This is a genomic window from Xanthomonas sp. NCPPB 2250, from assembly GCF_056725265.1.
Map to the genome: position 1 here is coordinate 4,212,469 of NZ_CM161520.1, position 17,299 is coordinate 4,229,767.

Here is a 17,299-nt window from a genome sequence, read left to right on the forward strand (position 1 = left end):
TTGGAAGCGGAGAGTCGGGACAGGAAACGCGGGCGGCCTGTCGGCACACGCCCGGGCGGCTTCCTAGTCCCGACTCCTCATTCCCTGCCCTCAGTCTTCCAGTTCCATGTTGATCGCCAGCGAGCGGATTTCCTTCACCAGCACGTTGAAGGACTCCGGCATGCCGGCGACCATCTCGTGCTCGCCGTCGACGATGTTCTTGTACATCTGGTTGCGGCCCTGCACGTCGTCGGACTTCACCGTCAGCATTTCCTGCAGGGTGTAGGCCGCGCCGTAGGCTTCCAGCGCCCAGACTTCCATTTCGCCGAAGCGCTGGCCGCCGAACTGCGCCTTGCCGCCCAGCGGCTGCTGGGTGACCAGCGAGTACGGGCCGGTGGAGCGCGCGTGCATCTTGTCGTCGACCAGGTGGTTCAGCTTCAGCATGTGCATGTAGCCGACCGTGGTGTGGCGATCGAACGCCTCGCCGGTACGGCCGTCGTACAGCTGGGTCTGGCCGCTGATCGGCAGGTCGGCGAGCTCGAGCATGTGCTTGATCTCGGCCTCGGTCGCACCGTCGAACACCGGGGTGGCCATCGGCACGCCGTCGGTCAGGTTCTTCGACAACGCCAGCAGTTCCGCGTCGCTGAACTGGTCCAGGTCCACGCGGTCCTCGCCCAGCTTCTGGTCGTGGTTGTAGATCTGCGCCAGGAACTTGCGCAGGTCGGCCACCTTGGCCTGGGCCTCGAGCATGTTCTGGATCTTGCGACCCAGGCCCTTGGCGGCCCAGCCCAGGTGCACTTCCAGCACCTGACCGATGTTCATACGCGACGGCACGCCCAGCGGGTTCAGCACGATGTCCACGGTCTCGCCGTTGGCCATGTACGGCATGTCCTCGATCGGCTGGATCATCGACACGACACCCTTGTTGCCGTGGCGACCGGCCATCTTGTCGCCGGGCTGGATGCGGCGCTTCACCGCCAGGAACACCTTGACCATCTTCAGCACGCCCGGGGCGAGGTCGTCGCCGGCGGTGATCTTGCCGCGCTTGTCGGCGAAGCGACGCTCGAACTCCTTCTCGTGCGCCTGGATCTGCTTCTGCGCGCGCTCGATCGCCTCGGAGGCGTCCTCGTCCTTCATGCGCAGCGCGAACCAGTCGGACTTCTTCAGGCCGTCCAGGTAGGCGTCGCTGATGGTGTCGCCCTTCTTCAGGTTCGGACCGCCATTGGCGACCTTGCCGATCAGCTGGCCACGCAGACGCGCATAGATCGCGCTTTCCAGGATGCGGAACTGGTCGTCGAAGTCCTTCTTGACCCGCTTGATCTCGTTTTCCTCGATCTGGCGGGCGCGCTTGTCCTTCTCGATGCCGTCGCGGGTGAACACCTGCACGTCGATGACGGTGCCGTCCATGCCCGGCGGCACGCGCAACGAGCTGTCCTTCACGTCCGAGGCCTTCTCGCCGAAGATCGCGCGCAGCAGCTTCTCTTCCGGAGTCAGCTGGCTCTCGCCCTTCGGCGTGACCTTGCCGACCATGATGTCGCCGGCGCGCACTTCCGCACCGATGTACACCACGCCGCTCTCGTCCAGACGGTTCAGCGCCTGCTCGGACACGTTGGGGATGTCGGCGGAGATTTCCTCCGGTCCCAGCTTGGTGTCGCGCGCCACGCAGGTCAGTTCTTCGATGTGGATCGTGGTGTAGCGATCCTCTTCCACCACGCGCTCGGAGAGCAGGATGGAGTCTTCGAAGTTGTAGCCATTCCACGGCATGAACGCGATCAGCATGTTCTGGCCCAGGGCCAGTTCGCCGATGTCGGTCGAGGGGCCGTCGGCCAGCACGTCGCCGCGCGCGATCACGTCGCCCACGTTGACCAGCGGACGCTGGTTGATGCAGGTGTTCTGGTTGGAGCGGGTGTACTTGATCAGGTTGTAGATGTCGACGCCGGCGTCGGTGCCGCCGCCGATCTCGGCCTCGTTGACCTTGACCACGATACGGCCGGCGTCGATCTGCTCGATCACGCCGCCACGGCGGGCGTTCACGGTCACGCCCGAGTCGCGCGCCACGGCGCGCTCGATGCCGGTACCGACCAGCGGCTTCTGCGCACGCAGCGTCGGCACGGCCTGGCGCTGCATGTTCGCGCCCATCAGTGCGCGGTTGGCGTCGTCGTGCTCCAGGAACGGCACCAGCGCGGCCGCGATCGACACGGTCTGCATCGGCGACACGTCCATGAAGTGCACTTCCGCCGGCGGCTTCAGCAGCGACTCGCCCTGGTAGCGGCACGGCACGAACTGCTCGGTCAGGCGGCTCTTGGCATCGTGCAGCGCGTTGGCCTGGGCGATGACGTACTCGTTCTCTTCGATCGCCGACAGGTACTCGACTTCGTCGGTGATCTGGCCGTCCACGACCTTACGGTACGGCGTCTCGAGGAAGCCGTACTGGTTGGTGCGGGCATACACCGCCAGCGAGTTGATCAGGCCGATGTTCGGGCCTTCCGGGGTTTCGATGGTGCAGACGCGGCCGTAGTGGGTCGGATGCACGTCGCGCACTTCGAAGCCGGCGCGCTCGCGGGTCAGACCGCCCGGACCCAGCGCGGAGACGCGACGCTTGTGCGTCACTTCCGACAGCGGGTTGTTCTGGTCCATGAACTGCGACAGCTGCGAGGAGCCGAAGAACTCCTTGATCGCGGCGGCCACCGGCTTGGCGTTGATCAGTTCCTGCGGGGTCAGGCCTTCGGACTCGGCCATCGACAGACGCTCCTTGACCGCGCGCTCGACGCGGACCAGGCCCACGCGGAACACGTTCTCGGCCATTTCGCCGACCGAACGCACGCGACGGTTGCCCAGGTGGTCGATGTCGTCGACCACGCCGCGGCCGTTGCGGATCTCGGTCAGGACCTTGATCACGTCCAGGATGTCGGAGCTGTCGGCGTGCTCGGCGACCAGGCGCTTGGACTCCTCGTCGTTGCGCTCGCCGAAGTACTTCTTGTCGTACAGCACCGACTCGCCGGTGACTTCCTTGCGGCCGACACGGCGGTTGAACTTCATGCGGCCGACCGTCGACAGGTCGTAGCGCTCGAAGGTGAAGAACAGGTTGTGGAACAGGTTCTGCGCGGCGTCCTTGGTCGGCGGCTCGCCCGGACGCATCATGCGGTAGATCTCGACCAGCGCCTCGAGCTGGGTCTTGGTCGGATCGATGCGCAGGGTGTTGGACAGGTACGGACCGCGATCCAGGTCGTTGACCCACAGCGTGCCAACGGCGTCGACGCCGGCCTTGCGGAACGCGGTCAGCTGATCTTCGCTGATTTCGTCGTTGGCGCTGGCCAGCAGTTCGCCGGTCGAGGCATCGACCACGTCATGCGACAGGATGCGGCCGACCAGGTACTCGTCGGGCACGGCCAGCGCGGCGATGCCGGAGGCCTCGAGCTGCTTGACGTGGCGCGCGGTGATGCGCTTGCCGGCTTCGACGATGACCTTGTCGCCGTCGGCCAGGTCGAAGTTCAGGGTCTCGCCGCGCAGGCGCTCGGGCACCAGCTCCAGCTGCACGCCTTCCTTCGGGTCGATGTGGAAGGTGTTGATCTCGAAGAACTCGGACAGCATCTCCTCGTTCGAGTAGCCGAGCGCGCGCAGCAGGATCGACACCGGCAGCTTGCGGCGGCGGTCGATACGGGTGAACAGCGCGTCCTTCGGGTCGAACTCGAAGTCCAGCCAGGAGCCGCGATACGGGATGATGCGGGCGCTGTACAGCAGCTTGCCCGAGCTGTGGGTCTTGCCGCGGTCGTGGTCGAAGAACACGCCCGGCGAGCGGTGCAGCTGCGAGACGATGACGCGCTCGGTGCCGTTGACGATGAAGGTGCCGTTGTCGGTCATCAGCGGGATTTCGCCGAGGTAGACCTCCTGCTCCTTGACGTACTTGATCGCCTTGGTCGAGGACTCGCGATCGTAGATCACCAGGCGCACGGTCACGCGCAGCGGCGCGCCGTAGCTCATGCCGCGCTGGCGGCATTCACGCTCGTCGAACACCGGTTCGCCGAGCTTGTAGCCGACGTACTCCAGCGCCGCGTTGCCGCTGTAGCTGGAGATCGGGAACACCGATTTCAGGGCCGCGTGCAGGCCGTGGTCCGAACGCTTGTTCGGGTCGGTGTTCTCCTGCAGGAACTCGCGGTAGGAATCCACCTGGATGGCGAGCAGGAACGGCACTTCGAGAATCGAGCGCTGCTTGCCGAAGTCCTTGCGGATACGCTTCTTTTCGGTGAACGAATAAGACGTCATGAGGTATCACCTTGGCTGATGCGGGCCACGCGTCCGCGGCCCTGAGTGAACATAAATTGTCAGTTGGAAGTCGCTGGTATTGCCGGCACCAGCACGCCTTCTCCCGCTACTTCCAACTACCAACTCGATGAGAACGAGATTGGGGATGAGGGGATTCGGGATGGGTCGACGACCGCCTCTCGAATCTCCGATGCCGAATATCCAATCCCGGCATTGCAACAACGGCCAAAGGCCGGGGGCTTTCGCCCCCAGCCTTCAGTGCATCGCCTTGAACGGCTGGCGATGCAAGGGACTGCTTACTTGACTTCGACCTTCGCGCCAGCGGCTTCCAGGTCCTTCTTGAACTTGTCGGCGTCTTCCTTCGACACGGCTTCCTTCAGGACGCCGCCGGCCTCGGTGAGGTCCTTGGCTTCCTTCAGGCCCAGGCCGGTGATGGCGCGGACGGCCTTGATGACGTCGACCTTCTTGGCGCCGGCGTCGATCAGGATGACGTTGAACTCGGTCTGCTCTTCGACCGGCGCGGCGGCCACGGCCGGACCGGCAGCGGCGACCGGGGCGGCGGCGGAGACGCCGAACTTGTCTTCGATGGCCTTGACCAGCTCCATCACTTCCATGAGGGTCTTTTCGGCGATTGCGTCGACGATCTGCTCGTTAGACAGGGACATTGTGATTACCTTTGGAATTTTTTCTGGATGAGGTTCTAGTGAACCGTTTCAGGTGTCGCGAACTTAAGCCGTTTCGGCCGGGGCTTCCGCTTCGGCGTCGGCGGGCGCGGCGTCGCCGCCACCCTGCTTGTCGCCCACGGCCTTGACCGCACGGGCGAACATGCTCGCCGGCTCGGCCAGGACGCGTGCCAGCATGGCCAGCGCCTGCTCGCGGGTCGGCAGCGACGCCAACACCTCGAGATGAGCGGCCGGATACAGCTGACCACCCAGCGACACGACCTTGGCCTGCAGCTTGTCGTTACCCTTGGCGAATTCCTTGATCAGACGACCGGCAGCGCCGGGTTCTTCCGTCGAGAACGCATACAGCAGCGGACCGACCAGCGCGTCCTGGACGCACTCGTATTCGGTACCGGCAACGGCACGCGCGGCCAGGGTGTTCTTGACAACACGCAAGTACACACCGGTTTCGCGCGCCTTCTTGCGCATCGCGGTCATTTGCGAGACCGTGATGCCGGCGTACTCGGCAGCAACCAAGGAGTGGGCCTTCGCGGCGACGTCGGCCAGTTCGGCGACGACTTCTTGCTTCTGGGACAGATTGAGAGCCATTGCACTCCTCCGTTAAAGCCGGGAGTTGAAATGCGCGACCTGGGATGCGTCAGGAGCGATACCGCCGCTCTTGCCAATCCCCAATCCCGAATTCCGAATCCCTGCTTCAAACTTACTCCGCTCGCGGCTCCTGCCGCTTGCGGTCCTGGGCGGCCTCCATCCTGGATGCCGGGGATGCCGCATGGCATCCCAGTTGGTGGCCGTTCCAGACCTGGAGTGAGCGCGCCCGGAACACCGGGCTGGCCTGCACCAGAAAAACTCCAGAAAGGCGGCACCATCTACGCCGGCGCGTCCCCGAGGGGACTGGATTAAGCGATCCCGCTGTACCGACGGCGACTCCTTGCCGTGTCGAGCTTCCGTGCCCGTCGTCGGTGTGCGCAGACCGCGCCTGCGGTCTTTGACGGCTTCGCGTCGGGTTGCCCCGGGCGACGCCTTCAAAAGGGTGAAACCGGCGCCGCACCTCGCGGGCGGCGCCGTGTTGCGATTACTTCAGGGACAGCGACGCCTGATCGATGGTGACGCCCGGACCCATGGTCGAGCTCACCGAGATCTTCTGCAGGTAGGTGCCCTTCGAGGTCGCCGGCTTGGCCTTGACCAGGTCCAGCAGCAGCGCCTGCAGGTTGCTCTTCAGCGCGTCGTCTTCGAAGCTGGCCTTGCCGATGGTGCAGTGGATGATGCCGGCCTTGTCGGTGCGGTAGCGCACCTGGCCCGACTTGGCGTTCTTGACCGCTTCGGCCGGGTTGGCGGACACGGTGCCGACCTTGGGATTCGGCATCAGGCCGCGCGGGCCCAGCAGGGTGCCCAGCTTGCCGACGACGCGCATCGCGTCCGGGGTGGCGATGACCACGTCGTAGTTCAGGTCGCCGCCCTGCATCTTCTCGGCCAGGTCGTCCATGCCGACGGCTTCGGCACCGGCGGCCAGCGCCTCATCGGCCTTGGCGCCGGCGGGGGCGAACACCGCCACGCGCACGCTCTTGCCGGTACCGGCCGGCAGCACGGTGGAACCGCGCACCTGCTGGTCGGACTTCTTCGCGTCCACGCCCAGGCGCACGGCCACGTCGACGGCTTCGACGAACTTGGCCTTGCTGGTGGTCTTGACGATCTTCAGCGCTTCGTCGATCGAATACGCCTTGCCCGGCTGCACGGCAGCACGGATCGCTTTCTGTCGCTTGGTCTGTGCCATTGCTTAACCCTCCACCGTCAGGCCCATGCTGCGGGCGGAACCCGCAATCGTGCGTACCGCCGCTTCCAGCTCCGCCGCCGTCAGGTCGGCTTCCTTCGCCTTGGCGATCTCTTCGAGCTGCTTGCGGGTCACCTTGCCCACCTTCTCGGTGTTCGGGCGCTTGGAGCCGGAGCTGACGCCCGCGGCCTTCTTCAGCAGCACGCTGGCCGGGGTGCTCTTGGTGACGAAGGTGAAGGTACGGTCCGAATAGGCCGTGATGATGACCGGAGTCGGCAGGCCCGGCTCCAGCTTCTGCGTGGCGGCATTGAACGCCTTGCAGAATTCCATGATGTTCAGGCCACGCTGACCCAGCGCAGGACCGACCGGCGGCGAGGGGTTGGCCTGACCGGCCTTCACCTGCAGCTTGATGTAACCGACGACTTTCTTTGCCATTTTAGTGTCTCCGGGTGCTAGCGCCTAAACCGCAGGCTCCCCATCGCGACGGGAAAATCACGTGTCCCGCCATCACGTTTTTGAAGTGCGCAGAAAGCCGCCTCGCGGCGGCTTCCGTTCTGCCCGGCGGCTTGCCTGGACAGGGAGCCGCGCAGTATAGCAGAGATTTTGGCGCCCGGCGCAGCCGCGCCGGGGCGGGCTCAGGCCTTCTCGACCTGGCCGAATTCCAGCTCCACCGGGGTGGAACGGCCGAAGATCAGCACCGCCACGCGCAGGCGGCTCTTCTCGTAGTTGACTTCCTCGACCACGCCGTTGAAGTCGTTGAACGGACCGTCGGTGACGCGGACCATCTGGCCCGGCTCGAACAGCACCTTCGGACGCGGCTTCTCCACGCCATCCTGAACGCGCTGCAGGATCGCATCGGCCTCTTCGTCGCGGATCGGCAGCGGACGATCGGCGGTACCGCCGATGAAGCCCATCACCTTCGGCGTTTCCTTGACCAGGTGCCAGCTTTCGTTGTCGATGCGCGGAATGCCGCCTTCCTCGTGGGTCTCGATCTGGACCAGCACGTAACCCGGGAAGAACTTGCGCTCGGAACGGCGCTTCTGGCCGGAGCGCATCTCGATCACTTCCTCGGTGGGCACCAGCACGTCACCGAAGCGCTCCTGCATCTCGTCACGCGCAATACGGTCGCGCAGCGCTTGGGCCACGGACTTCTCGAAGCCTGAATAGGCGTGAACGACATACCAACGCTTCACTGCTGCACTCTCCTCAACGGCTCACGAACCACTGCATCAGCTTCTGGATCAGGAAATCGAACCCGCCCAGCAACAGACTCAGAATGATCACCACCACGATCACCACCCAGGTGGTGCGGATGGCTTCCTGGCGGGTCGGCCACACCACCTTGCGCAGTTCGAAACGGGATTCGGACAGGAACTCGCGGCCCTCGCGACCCTTGGCGGTCAGCAGGAACACCGCAGCACCGGCGACCAGGCCGGCCACCACCGCCAGTCCGCGCAGCGGACCGGACCAACTCCCCAGCTGTGCAGCACGGCTCGCATCGCCGAACCAGAACCAGACAAACAGGCCGGCGACCACCAGCAACGCAGCGATGACGTACTTGACGATATCGCCACCGACAGAGGCGGCGGGGCCTTTGGAATGCTCGATCTTGCTGTTCATCCGACTCTTGCTGCTATGCGACCGAGGTCACTGGATAGGGAGCGGCAGATTGGCACGCCAGGAGGGACTCGAACCCCCAACCTGCGGTTTTGGAGACCGCTGCTCTGCCAATTGAGCTACTGGCGTGTAGTAAGAACGACTGCACTTCCCTGAGACGGCGAAGGCGGACCGAAGGTTCCGGCCCGCCCTTCGCTGAACCCGACGGCCGTAGCCGCCTGCACCTCGTCGGATTCCGGCGACCGAGACCGCCATCCTGCCGTCGAGCCCGGCGGCCTTCGCCGCCGGAGGGCATTACTTGATGATCTTGGCCACCACGCCGGCGCCGACGGTACGGCCGCCTTCGCGGATCGCGAAGCGCAGGCCTTCATCCATCGCCACCGGGTTGATCAGCGTCACCACCATCTTGACGTTGTCGCCCGGCATCACCATCTCCACGCCTTCCGGCAGCTGCACCGCACCGGTGATGTCGGTGGTGCGGAAGTAGAACTGCGGACGGTAGCCCTTGAAGAACGGGGTGTGACGGCCGCCCTCGTCCTTCGACAGCACGTACACTTCGGCTTCGAAGTCGGTGTGCGGCTTGATCGAACCCGGCTTGCACAGCACCTGGCCGCGCTCCACGTCGTCACGCTTGGTGCCGCGCAGCAGCAGGCCCGCGTTGTCGCCCGCCTGGCCCTGGTCCAGCAGCTTGCGGAACATTTCCACGCCGGTCACGGTGGTCTTCTGCGTCGCACGGATGCCGACGATTTCGATTTCGTCGCCCACCTTGATGATGCCGCGCTCGATACGGCCGGTCACCACGGTGCCGCGGCCCGAGATCGAGAACACGTCTTCCACCGGCATCAGGAACGGCTTGTCCACGTCGCGCTGCGGCTCCGGGATGAACGAGTCCAGCGCGTCCACCAGCTTCAGGATCGCCGGCACGCCGATGTCGCTCTGGTCGCCTTCCAGCGCCAGACGGGCCGAACCGTGGATGATCGGGGTGTCGTCGCCCGGGAAGTCGTACTTGCTCAGCAGCTCGCGCACTTCCATCTCGACCAGCTCGAGCAGCTCGGCGTCGTCGACCATGTCGGCCTTGTTCAGGAACACCACGATGTGCGGCACGCCGACCTGACGCGACAGCAGGATGTGCTCGCGGGTCTGCGGCATCGGGCCGTCAGCGGCCGAGCACACCAGGATCGCGCCGTCCATCTGCGCCGCACCGGTGATCATGTTCTTGACGTAGTCCGCGTGACCCGGGCAATCCACGTGCGCGTAGTGGCGCGTCGGGGATTCGTATTCCACGTGGGCGGTCGAGATCGTGATGCCGCGCGCCTTCTCTTCCGGCGCCGCGTCGATCGCGTCGTACGCCTTGAACTCGCCGCCGAAGCGCTCTGCGCCGATCTTGGTCAGCGCCGCGGTCAGCGTGGTCTTGCCGTGGTCGACGTGACCGATGGTGCCGACGTTGACGTGCGGCTTGGTGCGCTCGAACTTACCCTTGGCCATGGCTGCTTCTTCTCGGTGATCGTAGAAAGATTTGACGACTGAATATGGTGCTCACGAAAGGAATCGAACCTTCGACCTCCTCCTTACCAAGGAGGTGCTCTACCGACTGAGCTACGTGAGCGTTGTTCTATTGTGACACAAGCGCGTTCAATGGAGCGGGAGACGGGAATCGAACCCGCACCATCAGCTTGGAAGGCTGAGGTTCTACCGTTGAACTACTCCCGCTACGGGATGCCGCACTGCCACAACAAAATAACTGGTGGAGGGAGGTGGATTCGAACCACCGAAGGCGTAAGCCAGCAGATTTACAGTCTGCCCCCGTTGGCCGCTTGGGTATCCCTCCAACTTACCCACTCGGAGCCGGCTGCGAAGCCGAAATCAGAGAGGGGTGAAACAGCCCGCTATTCTTCCCTGACATCCCCGCCTTGTCAACAGTATTTTGACGCGATGTCGCAGGAAATCGTCGTTGCTTGCGCGCGCCCGGCCAGGACACGCGCACGCATCAGACGTTGAAGCGGAAATGCAGGATATCGCCTTCCTGCACGCGGTACTCCTTGCCTTCCAGACGCAGGCGCCCGGCTTCCTTGGCACCGGCCTCACCCTTGTACTTGATGAAGTCGTCGTAGGCGATGGTTTCGGCGCGGATGAAGCCCTTCTCGAAGTCGGTGTGGATCACCGCCGCGGCCTGCGGCGCGGTCGAACCGGCCTTGACCGTCCAGGCGCGCACTTCCTTCACGCCGGCGGTGAAGTAGGTCTGCAGCCCCAGCAGGGTGTAGCCGGCGCGGATCACCCGGTTCAGACCCGGCTCGCTCAGGCCCAGATCGGCCAGGAACGCATCGCGGTCGGCGTCGTCCAGCTGCGACAGCTCTTCCTCGATCGCCGCCGACACCGGGACCACCTCGGCACCCTCGGCGGCGGCATGCGCGCGCACCGCATCCAGGTGCGGATTGTTCTCGAAGCCGTCTTCCAGCACGTTGGCGATGTACATCACCGGCTTGAGGGTGAGCAGGAACAGGTCGCGCACCAGCGCCTTCTCTTCCTCGTCCAGCCCGGCGTTGCGCCCGGCCTTGCCCTCGGCCAGCGCGGCCTGCAGCTTGGCCAGCACCGGCTTGCGCGCCGCCGCGTCCTTGTCGCCGCCCTTGGCCGAACGCTCGGCGCGGTTGAGCGCCTTCTCGACGCTGTCCAGGTCGGCCAGGGCCAGCTCGGTGTCGATGGTCTCGATGTCGGAGACCGGATCGACCTTGTTGTTCACGTGGATGATGTCGCCATGCTCGAAGCAGCGCACCACGTGGGTGATCGCATCGACCTCGCGGATGTGCGCCAGGAACTTGTTGCCCAGGCCCTCACCGCTGGCCGCACCGGCGACCAGGCCGGCGATGTCGACGAACTCGACCGCGGTCGGCACGACCTTCTGCGGATTGATGATCGCCGCCAGCGCGTTCAGGCGCGGATCCGGCACCGGCACCACGCCCACGTTCGGCTCGATGGTGCAGAACGGAAAGTTGGCCGCGGCGATGCCCGCCTTGGTCAGCGCATTGAACAGGGTCGACTTGCCGACGTTGGGCAGGCCGACGATGCCGCATTTGATGCCCATGTTTCAGATTCCGGGATTTGGGATTCGGGATTGGAGATTCGCCCAGCCGCGCGGCCGCGAATCCCCAATCCCCAATCACGCACCCCTGCTCGTATGCAACCGCTTCATCGCCTCGTTGAAATCGCCCTGCACGGCCAGAGGCAGCACGTCGATGGCATCGTCGATGGCGCGATCGATGAGCAACTGGTCGTCCTTGCCGGCGCGTCCCAGCACCCACGGCACCACCTTGTCCTTGTGGCCGGGATGGCCGATGCCGATGCGCAGGCGGTGGAAGCCGGCATGCCCGAGCAGGCGGATGGTATCGCGCAGTCCGTTCTGGCCGCCGTGGCCGCCGTCGAACTTGAGCCGCGCCGTGCCTGGCGCCAGGTCCAGCTCGTCATGCGCCAGCAGCGCCTGCGCCGGTTCGATCTTCCAGAAGCGCAAGGCGGCCGTGACCGACTTGCCGCTGAGATTCATGAAGGTGGCCGGCTTCAGCAGCCACACCGACTGCCCCGCGACCTCGACCCTGGCGGTCTCGCCGAACAGCTTGGCGTCCACGCTCCAGCGCGCGCCGGCCCGCTCGGCCAACGCGTCGACAAAACGAAACCCGGCGTTGTGCCGGGTGTTCGCGTGTTCGGCGCCGGGATTGCCCAGGCCGACGATCAGACGCAGACCAGTCATGCGCAATGCATCGCCGCGGCGCCCGGACCGATGGGCCGGACGCCGCGCAGGCGATTACTTGCCGTCCTTCTTGGCCGGCTCGGCGGCAGCCGCCGCGTCGGTGGCTTCCGGCTCTTCCTCGACACGGCCGTGCTTGGCGATGACCACCGCCACGTCGTGCTCCTTGCCCAGCTTCAGTTCCGGCAGCTCGACGCCGGCCGGCAGCTTCAGGTCGGACAGGTGGATCACGTCGCCGACCGACAGCGCGGCCAGGTCGACTTCGACGAACTCCGGCAGGTCCTTCGGCAGGCACACGACCTGGATTTCGTTCAGCTCGTGGGTGACGACCACTTCGGCCGACTTGCCGGCCGGGGACACGTCCTCGTTGATGAAGTGCAGCGGCACCGAGGCGTGCAGCGCCTCGTTGTCGTTCACGCGCTGGAAGTCGATGTGCATGATCAGCTGCTTGAACGGGTGACGCTGCATATCGCGCAGCAGCACCTTCTGCACGTCGCCGTTCAGGCTCAGGCTGAGGATGGACGAATAGAACCAGTCGTTCTGGCTGGCCAGCCAGACTTCGTTGTGGTCGAGCTGGATGTTGACCGGCTTCAGATCGCCACCGTAGACGATCGCCGGGATCAGGCCGTCGCGACGGAGGCGGCGGCTCGCACCCTTGCCCTCGACTTCGCGGCGCTGAACCTTGATTTCATGCGTGGTTGCCATTTGCGTTTACTACCTTGGTTGAATGAACCGCCTCGCGGCGGTTTTGATGACTCTTCCGCGACCAGAAGAGTCTGTGTGGAGCAGGGATTGGAGATTCGGGATTGGGGATTGGCCGAAGCGGCGCTGTTGCGAATCCCGAATTTCGAATCCCCAATCCCCGCCCTGAATCAGTCGACGTACAACGAACTCACCGACTCGCCGAAGGCGATGCGGCGGATGGTTTCGGCCAGCAGCTCGGCGACGCTGAGCTGGCGGATCTTGCCGCAGGCGCGGGCAGCCTCCGACAGCGGAATCGTGTCGGTGACCACCAGTTCGTCCAGCTGCGAATTGCTGATGTTGCTCACCGCCGGGCCGGACAGCACCGGGTGTGTGCAGTACGCGGCGACCTTCAGGGCGCCCCGCTCCTTCAGCGCGGCCGCGGCGGCGCACAGGGTGCCGGCGGTGTCGACGATGTCGTCGACCAGCACGCAGGTCTTGCCCTCGACGTCGCCGATGATGTTCATCACCGTGGACACGTTGGCGCGCGGACGGCGCTTGTCGATGATCGCCAGGTCCGCATCGTCCAGACGCTTGGCCACCGCGCGGGCGCGGACCACGCCGCCCACGTCCGGCGACACCACGATCAGGTTGTCGGTGCCGTAGGCGCGCCAGATGTCGGCCAGCAGCAGCGGCGAGGCGTAGACGTTGTCGACCGGGATGTCGAAGAAGCCCTGGATCTGGTCGGCGTGCAGGTCGACGGTCAGCACGCGGTCGGCATTGACCGCGCTGAACATCTTCGCCGCGACCTTGGCGGTGATCGGCACGCGCGAGGAGCGCATGCGCCGGTCCTGCCGCGAGTAGCCGAAGTACGGCACCACCGCGGTGACACTGGCGGCGCTGGCGCGCTTGAGCGCGTCGATGATCACCAGCAGCTCCATCAGATTCTCTGCGCTGGGCGCGCAGGTCGGCTGGATCACGAACACTTCCTGCCGGCGCACGTTCTCCTCGATCTCCACCTGCACTTCGCCGTCGGAGAAGCTGGAGACCATCGCCTTGCCGGGGCGCACGCCCAATTCGCGGCAGATGCTTTTGGCCAGGGGCTTGTTGGCGTTGCCGGAGAACACCAGCAGGTTGCGTTGGTCTTGCATGAGGGGTCTCTCGGGTGGCTGCAAAGAGCGTGTGGCGACGAAAAGAGGGTGAATCGGAACGCGAGGAGAAGCGATGCCTTTCCCGTTGAATCCCCGCACATGGACGTGCGGGCTCTTGCAGAGGGATCTGCATACCTAAATGGCAGGGGCGGTAGGATTCGAACCTACGAATGCCAGGATCAAAACCTGGTGCCTTGGGCCTCTTGGCGACGCCCCTGCGTAAACCTGTGTCAAGCCTCCAGCGCGTCGAGCAGCGGCGAACGCGGGACGCCACCTGCCACCCAGGCGCGCATCCCGTCCGGCAAGTCCGCCAGCGCGCGCACGGCGGCAGCGCGATCGGCGAACTCGACGAAACAACCGCTCCCCGACCCGGTCAGGCGTGGCGTGCCGATCCGAGCCAGCGCCTGGAACGTGGCCTGGACGGCCGGTTCGCGGCGAAGCAGGACCGGCTCGAACGCGTTGCCGAGCAGGAAACCTGAAACGAAGTCCGCTATTTTCGCGGGCGCAGCATCCCGCGTCAAATCCGGGGACTGAAACAGGGCCGCGGTGGGCACGTGCACCCCCGGATCGGCCAGCACATACCAGGCCGGCGGCAGGGTGATCGGGGTCAGTTGCTCGCCCACTCCCTCGGCCCAGGCGTCGCGCCCGCGCACGAACACCGGCACGTCCGCGCCCAGCGACAGGCCGAGGCCGGCCAGGGCGTCTTCGTCCAGCCCGGCGCCCCACAGGGCGTTCAGCGCCACCAGCGCGGTCGCCGCATCGGACGAACCGCCACCGAAGCCACCGCCCGCCGGAATGCGTTTTTCGACGCGGATATCCACACCTTGGGCGACATTCGCCACTTTTTGCAGCAGGCGCGCGGCCCGCACCAGCAGATCGTCGGCCTCGGCGACGCCGGCCACGGACGGACCGATCCGCGCCACCACCCCGTCCGCACGCGGCCGCAGGTGCACCGTGTCGCCCCAGTCCAGCAGGCGGAACACGGTCTGCAACTGGTGGTAGCCGTCCGGCCGGCGGCCGGTGATCTGCAGAAACAGGTTCAGCTTCGCCGGGGCCGGCCAGGACGACCAGCCCCCGTCGGTGCCCCCACTCATGGCGCAGGCACGGTCCAGGCGTCGACCAGCAGGCGCACCTTGGCGTCGCCGTTGCGCGCCTCGATGCGCCGCGGCAGCGCCGGACGGCCGTCGCTGGGCGGATACCAGTCCTGGAATTCGATGTCCCAGCCCATCTGCCGCAACGTATGCGGCCGGCCCTGCGCGTCGTAGTCGACCCGCTCCGGCGCCTGCGCGTCGGTCGCCACCAGCCCGCGCACCCAGTCGGGCAGCAGGTTGACCGGGATCTCCCAGCCGGTCGCCTCCAGCAGCAGCTGTTCGGCGTTCTCGCCATCGCGCGGACCGCCCTCCAGCCCCTCCAAGCGCCCGGCCTCGGAGTGGCTGTCGCCGGTCAGGCGCCAGCTCTGCCGGGTCACCGGCGCGCTGAGCTGCACCTCGTACTGGCGCTGCCGTTGCGCCCAGTCGATGCGGCCGCTGCCGCCGTTGCGCCCCTTGGTGATCGCCACCCGGCCCTGGAACGACCAGTCCGGATGCGCTTGAAGCCACTGCGCACGCGCGGCTTCGGCCTGCTGCGCAGCGGCGTCGGGGGCGGCGACGGCGACCGGCGACGGAGTGCGGGTCGGCAGCGCGCTGCAACCGGCCAGCAGCAGCCCGGCGGCCAGCGCCCAGGCGGTGCGCAGGCCGGCCGTCACGGCGCCACCTTGTCCAGGGCGCGGCGCAGCGCGCGATTCTCCGGATCGAGCTTGCGCGCCTCGTCGAAGTACTTGTTGGCCTCCTCGTGCTTGCCCTGCTCCCACAGCACCTGGCCGATGTGCGCGGCGATCTCCGGATCCTTAACCAGGCTCCAGGCACGGCGCAGTTGCACCAGCGCCTCCTGGGTCTTGCCGAGCCGGTACAGCACCCAGCCGTAGCTGTCGATGATCGCGGCATTGTCGGGATCGGCGGTGCGGGCGCGGTCGATCAGCTGCTGCGCCTCGCGATAGCGCTTGGTGCGGTCGGCCAGGGTGTAGCCGAGCGCGTTCAGCGCCGCCACGTTCTCCGGGTCGGTGACCAGGATCTTGCGCAGGTCGGCCTCGGCGCGGTCGATGCGGTCGCGACGCTCCCAGGACAGCCCACGCGCGTACAGCAGCGCGTTGTCGTCCGGATATGCGGCCAGGCCGCGTTCGAACACCTGCAGCTCGCCGGCGTCGTCGCCGCTGCGCTGGCGCAGTTCCGCCTCCAGCACGTAGGCATCGCGGCGCGCGGCATCGTCGGCCTCGGCATCGTCCTGCAGCGCGCGCGCCTCGGCGAAGGCCGCGTCCTTCTGGCCGAGCGCGTACAGCGCGCCGGCGGCGCGCAGCCGCGCCTCGCTACGCAGCGGGCCGCCCGGCACGCCGCGGTACCAGTCCACCGCTTCCTGATTGCGCTTGAGGAACTCTGCGATCTTGCCGAGCAGCAGGCGCCGCTCCGGATCCGGCCGGTCGGCGCCCTTGCGCAGCTCGTCGTACAGCGCAGTCAACGCCGCATTGTCCTGCAGCTTGGCCAGCATCGAGGCGCGCAGGCCGTAGTTCTGGGTGGTCTGCGGCCCCAGCGCCAGCACCCGCGCCGCGGCGGCGGTGTCGCCGGTGGCGTCGTAGGCATAGGCCAGCGCGGTGCGCAGTTCCGGGTCGCCGGACACCTTGGGCTCCACGCCCTGCAGCAACGCGCGCGCCTGTTCGGTCTTGCCCGCCTGCTGCAACTGCGTGGCATGCAGCAGCGCCACGCGCGGCTCCTGCGGGAAGCGCTTGACCAACTGGTCGACGATACGCTCGGCCAGCTTGGGCTGGTCCAGGCGCAGCGCCAGGCGTCCGAATTCCTGCCAGGCCTCGAGCTGGTCGGGGATGGCATTGGCGTCGAGCAACTGGTCCAGGGCCTTGGCCGCCACTTCCGGATCGCGGTTGCCGCTGACCAGGGCGATCAGGGCGAAGCGCCAGCCGCGCGGGTCCTTGTCGCGCAGCAAGGCCACCAGCAGGCTGCGCGCCTGGCGCAGGTTGCCGTTGCGCAGGGCCAGCGAGGCCTCGGCGCTGCGCATGGCCAGCGACTCCGGCGCGCGCTGCCGCCACAGCGCCAGCGCCTGGGCGGCGGCGGCGGTGTCGTTGGCCAGCATCGCGATGCGGGTGGCGCGCTCGGCCAGGCCGGCATCGCCGGGGCTGTCGTTGGCGGCCTGCAGGTACCAGCGCGAGGCGTCGGCCAGTTGCCCGGCCTGCAGGGCGAACTCGCCGGCCAGCACCGGGGTCATCACGCCCTGGGCGGGGCTCGGTGCCTTGGCCGCGGCCGGTGCGGCCACGGCGGCGATTGCGGACAGCAGCAGAATGGTACGGATGCGAATCAATGCGGGCATCGGAAGCGGC

Annotated in this window: 15 protein-coding genes and 5 tRNA genes; all 20 read right to left on the bottom strand. The window is 66.4% G+C overall.

All coding sequences use genetic code 11. The features are described 5' to 3' along the window. Positions 1-90 precede the first annotated feature (90 nt). A complete protein-coding gene (gene rpoB / locus AC1PMG_RS17065; protein WP_017908393.1) occupies positions 91-4,242 on the bottom strand; it encodes a DNA-directed RNA polymerase subunit beta in 4,152 nt (1,383 codons plus the stop codon). A 296-nt stretch (positions 4,243-4,538) separates the two neighbouring features. Continuing rightward, positions 4,539-4,907 (bottom strand): 50S ribosomal protein L7/L12, encoded by a 369-nt coding sequence (gene rplL / locus AC1PMG_RS17070; RefSeq protein WP_010341338.1) that lies wholly within the window; start codon positions 4,905-4,907, stop codon positions 4,539-4,541. 63 nt (positions 4,908-4,970) lie between these two features. Next, a complete protein-coding gene (gene rplJ / locus AC1PMG_RS17075) occupies positions 4,971-5,513 on the bottom strand; it encodes a 50S ribosomal protein L10 (RefSeq protein WP_010341340.1) in 543 nt (180 codons plus the stop codon). 484 nt (positions 5,514-5,997) lie between these two features. Beyond that, positions 5,998-6,696 carry a 50S ribosomal protein L1 gene (rplA, locus tag AC1PMG_RS17080; protein WP_048490044.1) on the bottom strand — a complete coding sequence of 233 codons (699 nt, stop codon included), beginning with the start codon at positions 6,694-6,696 and terminating at the stop codon, positions 5,998-6,000. Positions 6,697-6,699: 3 nt separating this feature from the next. Beyond that, complete coding sequence (rplK, locus tag AC1PMG_RS17085) at positions 6,700-7,128, bottom strand: 50S ribosomal protein L11 (RefSeq protein WP_010341342.1); 429 nt, start codon at positions 7,126-7,128, stop codon at positions 6,700-6,702. A gap of 200 nt (positions 7,129-7,328) precedes the next feature. Then, positions 7,329-7,886, bottom strand: a complete 558-nt coding sequence (gene nusG / locus AC1PMG_RS17090; protein ID WP_267095795.1) for a transcription termination/antitermination protein NusG — start codon at positions 7,884-7,886, stop codon at positions 7,329-7,331. Positions 7,887-7,899: 13 nt separating this feature from the next. Next, complete coding sequence (gene secE / locus AC1PMG_RS17095) at positions 7,900-8,313, bottom strand: preprotein translocase subunit SecE (protein WP_017908390.1); 414 nt, start codon at positions 8,311-8,313, stop codon at positions 7,900-7,902. Between the two features lie 50 nt (positions 8,314-8,363). After that, a tRNA-Trp gene (locus AC1PMG_RS17100) sits at positions 8,364-8,439 on the bottom strand. A 165-nt stretch (positions 8,440-8,604) separates the two neighbouring features. Next, entirely contained in the window at positions 8,605-9,795 is a 1,191-nt protein-coding gene (tuf, locus tag AC1PMG_RS17105; protein WP_342073872.1) for an elongation factor Tu, read from the bottom strand. A 45-nt stretch (positions 9,796-9,840) separates the two neighbouring features. Further along, positions 9,841-9,916, bottom strand: a tRNA-Thr gene (locus AC1PMG_RS17110). A 30-nt stretch (positions 9,917-9,946) separates the two neighbouring features. Continuing rightward, positions 9,947-10,020: transfer RNA gene (locus tag AC1PMG_RS17115), tRNA-Gly, on the bottom strand. A 32-nt stretch (positions 10,021-10,052) separates the two neighbouring features. Further along, a tRNA-Tyr gene (locus AC1PMG_RS17120) sits at positions 10,053-10,138 on the bottom strand. 159 nt (positions 10,139-10,297) lie between these two features. Beyond that, entirely contained in the window at positions 10,298-11,389 is a 1,092-nt protein-coding gene (gene ychF, locus AC1PMG_RS17125) for a redox-regulated ATPase YchF (protein ID WP_010341267.1), read from the bottom strand. Positions 11,390-11,464: 75 nt separating this feature from the next. Further along, positions 11,465-12,049 carry an aminoacyl-tRNA hydrolase gene (gene pth / locus AC1PMG_RS17130; protein ID WP_481109641.1) on the bottom strand — a complete coding sequence of 195 codons (585 nt, stop codon included), beginning with the start codon at positions 12,047-12,049 and terminating at the stop codon, positions 11,465-11,467. A gap of 54 nt (positions 12,050-12,103) precedes the next feature. Next, positions 12,104-12,751: a 50S ribosomal protein L25/general stress protein Ctc gene (locus AC1PMG_RS17135; protein ID WP_017907366.1), complete on the bottom strand. Its 648-nt coding sequence runs from the start codon at positions 12,749-12,751 to the stop codon at positions 12,104-12,106. A gap of 167 nt (positions 12,752-12,918) precedes the next feature. Further along, positions 12,919-13,878: a ribose-phosphate diphosphokinase gene (locus AC1PMG_RS17140; protein ID WP_017911658.1), complete on the bottom strand. Its 960-nt coding sequence runs from the start codon at positions 13,876-13,878 to the stop codon at positions 12,919-12,921. A gap of 140 nt (positions 13,879-14,018) precedes the next feature. Continuing rightward, a tRNA-Gln gene (locus AC1PMG_RS17145) sits at positions 14,019-14,095 on the bottom strand. A gap of 13 nt (positions 14,096-14,108) precedes the next feature. Continuing rightward, positions 14,109-14,972 (bottom strand): 4-(cytidine 5'-diphospho)-2-C-methyl-D-erythritol kinase, encoded by an 864-nt coding sequence (ispE, locus tag AC1PMG_RS17150; protein WP_481109642.1) that lies wholly within the window; start codon positions 14,970-14,972, stop codon positions 14,109-14,111. Next, positions 14,969-15,622 (bottom strand): lipoprotein insertase outer membrane protein LolB, encoded by a 654-nt coding sequence (gene lolB, locus AC1PMG_RS17155; protein WP_481109643.1) that lies wholly within the window; start codon positions 15,620-15,622, stop codon positions 14,969-14,971. Before lolB ends, ispE begins: the two co-directional genes overlap by 4 nt. Then, entirely contained in the window at positions 15,619-17,289 is a 1,671-nt protein-coding gene (locus AC1PMG_RS17160; protein ID WP_481109644.1) for a tetratricopeptide repeat protein, read from the bottom strand. The genes lolB and AC1PMG_RS17160 overlap by 4 nt, the downstream gene beginning before the upstream one ends. Positions 17,290-17,299 lie beyond the last annotated feature (10 nt).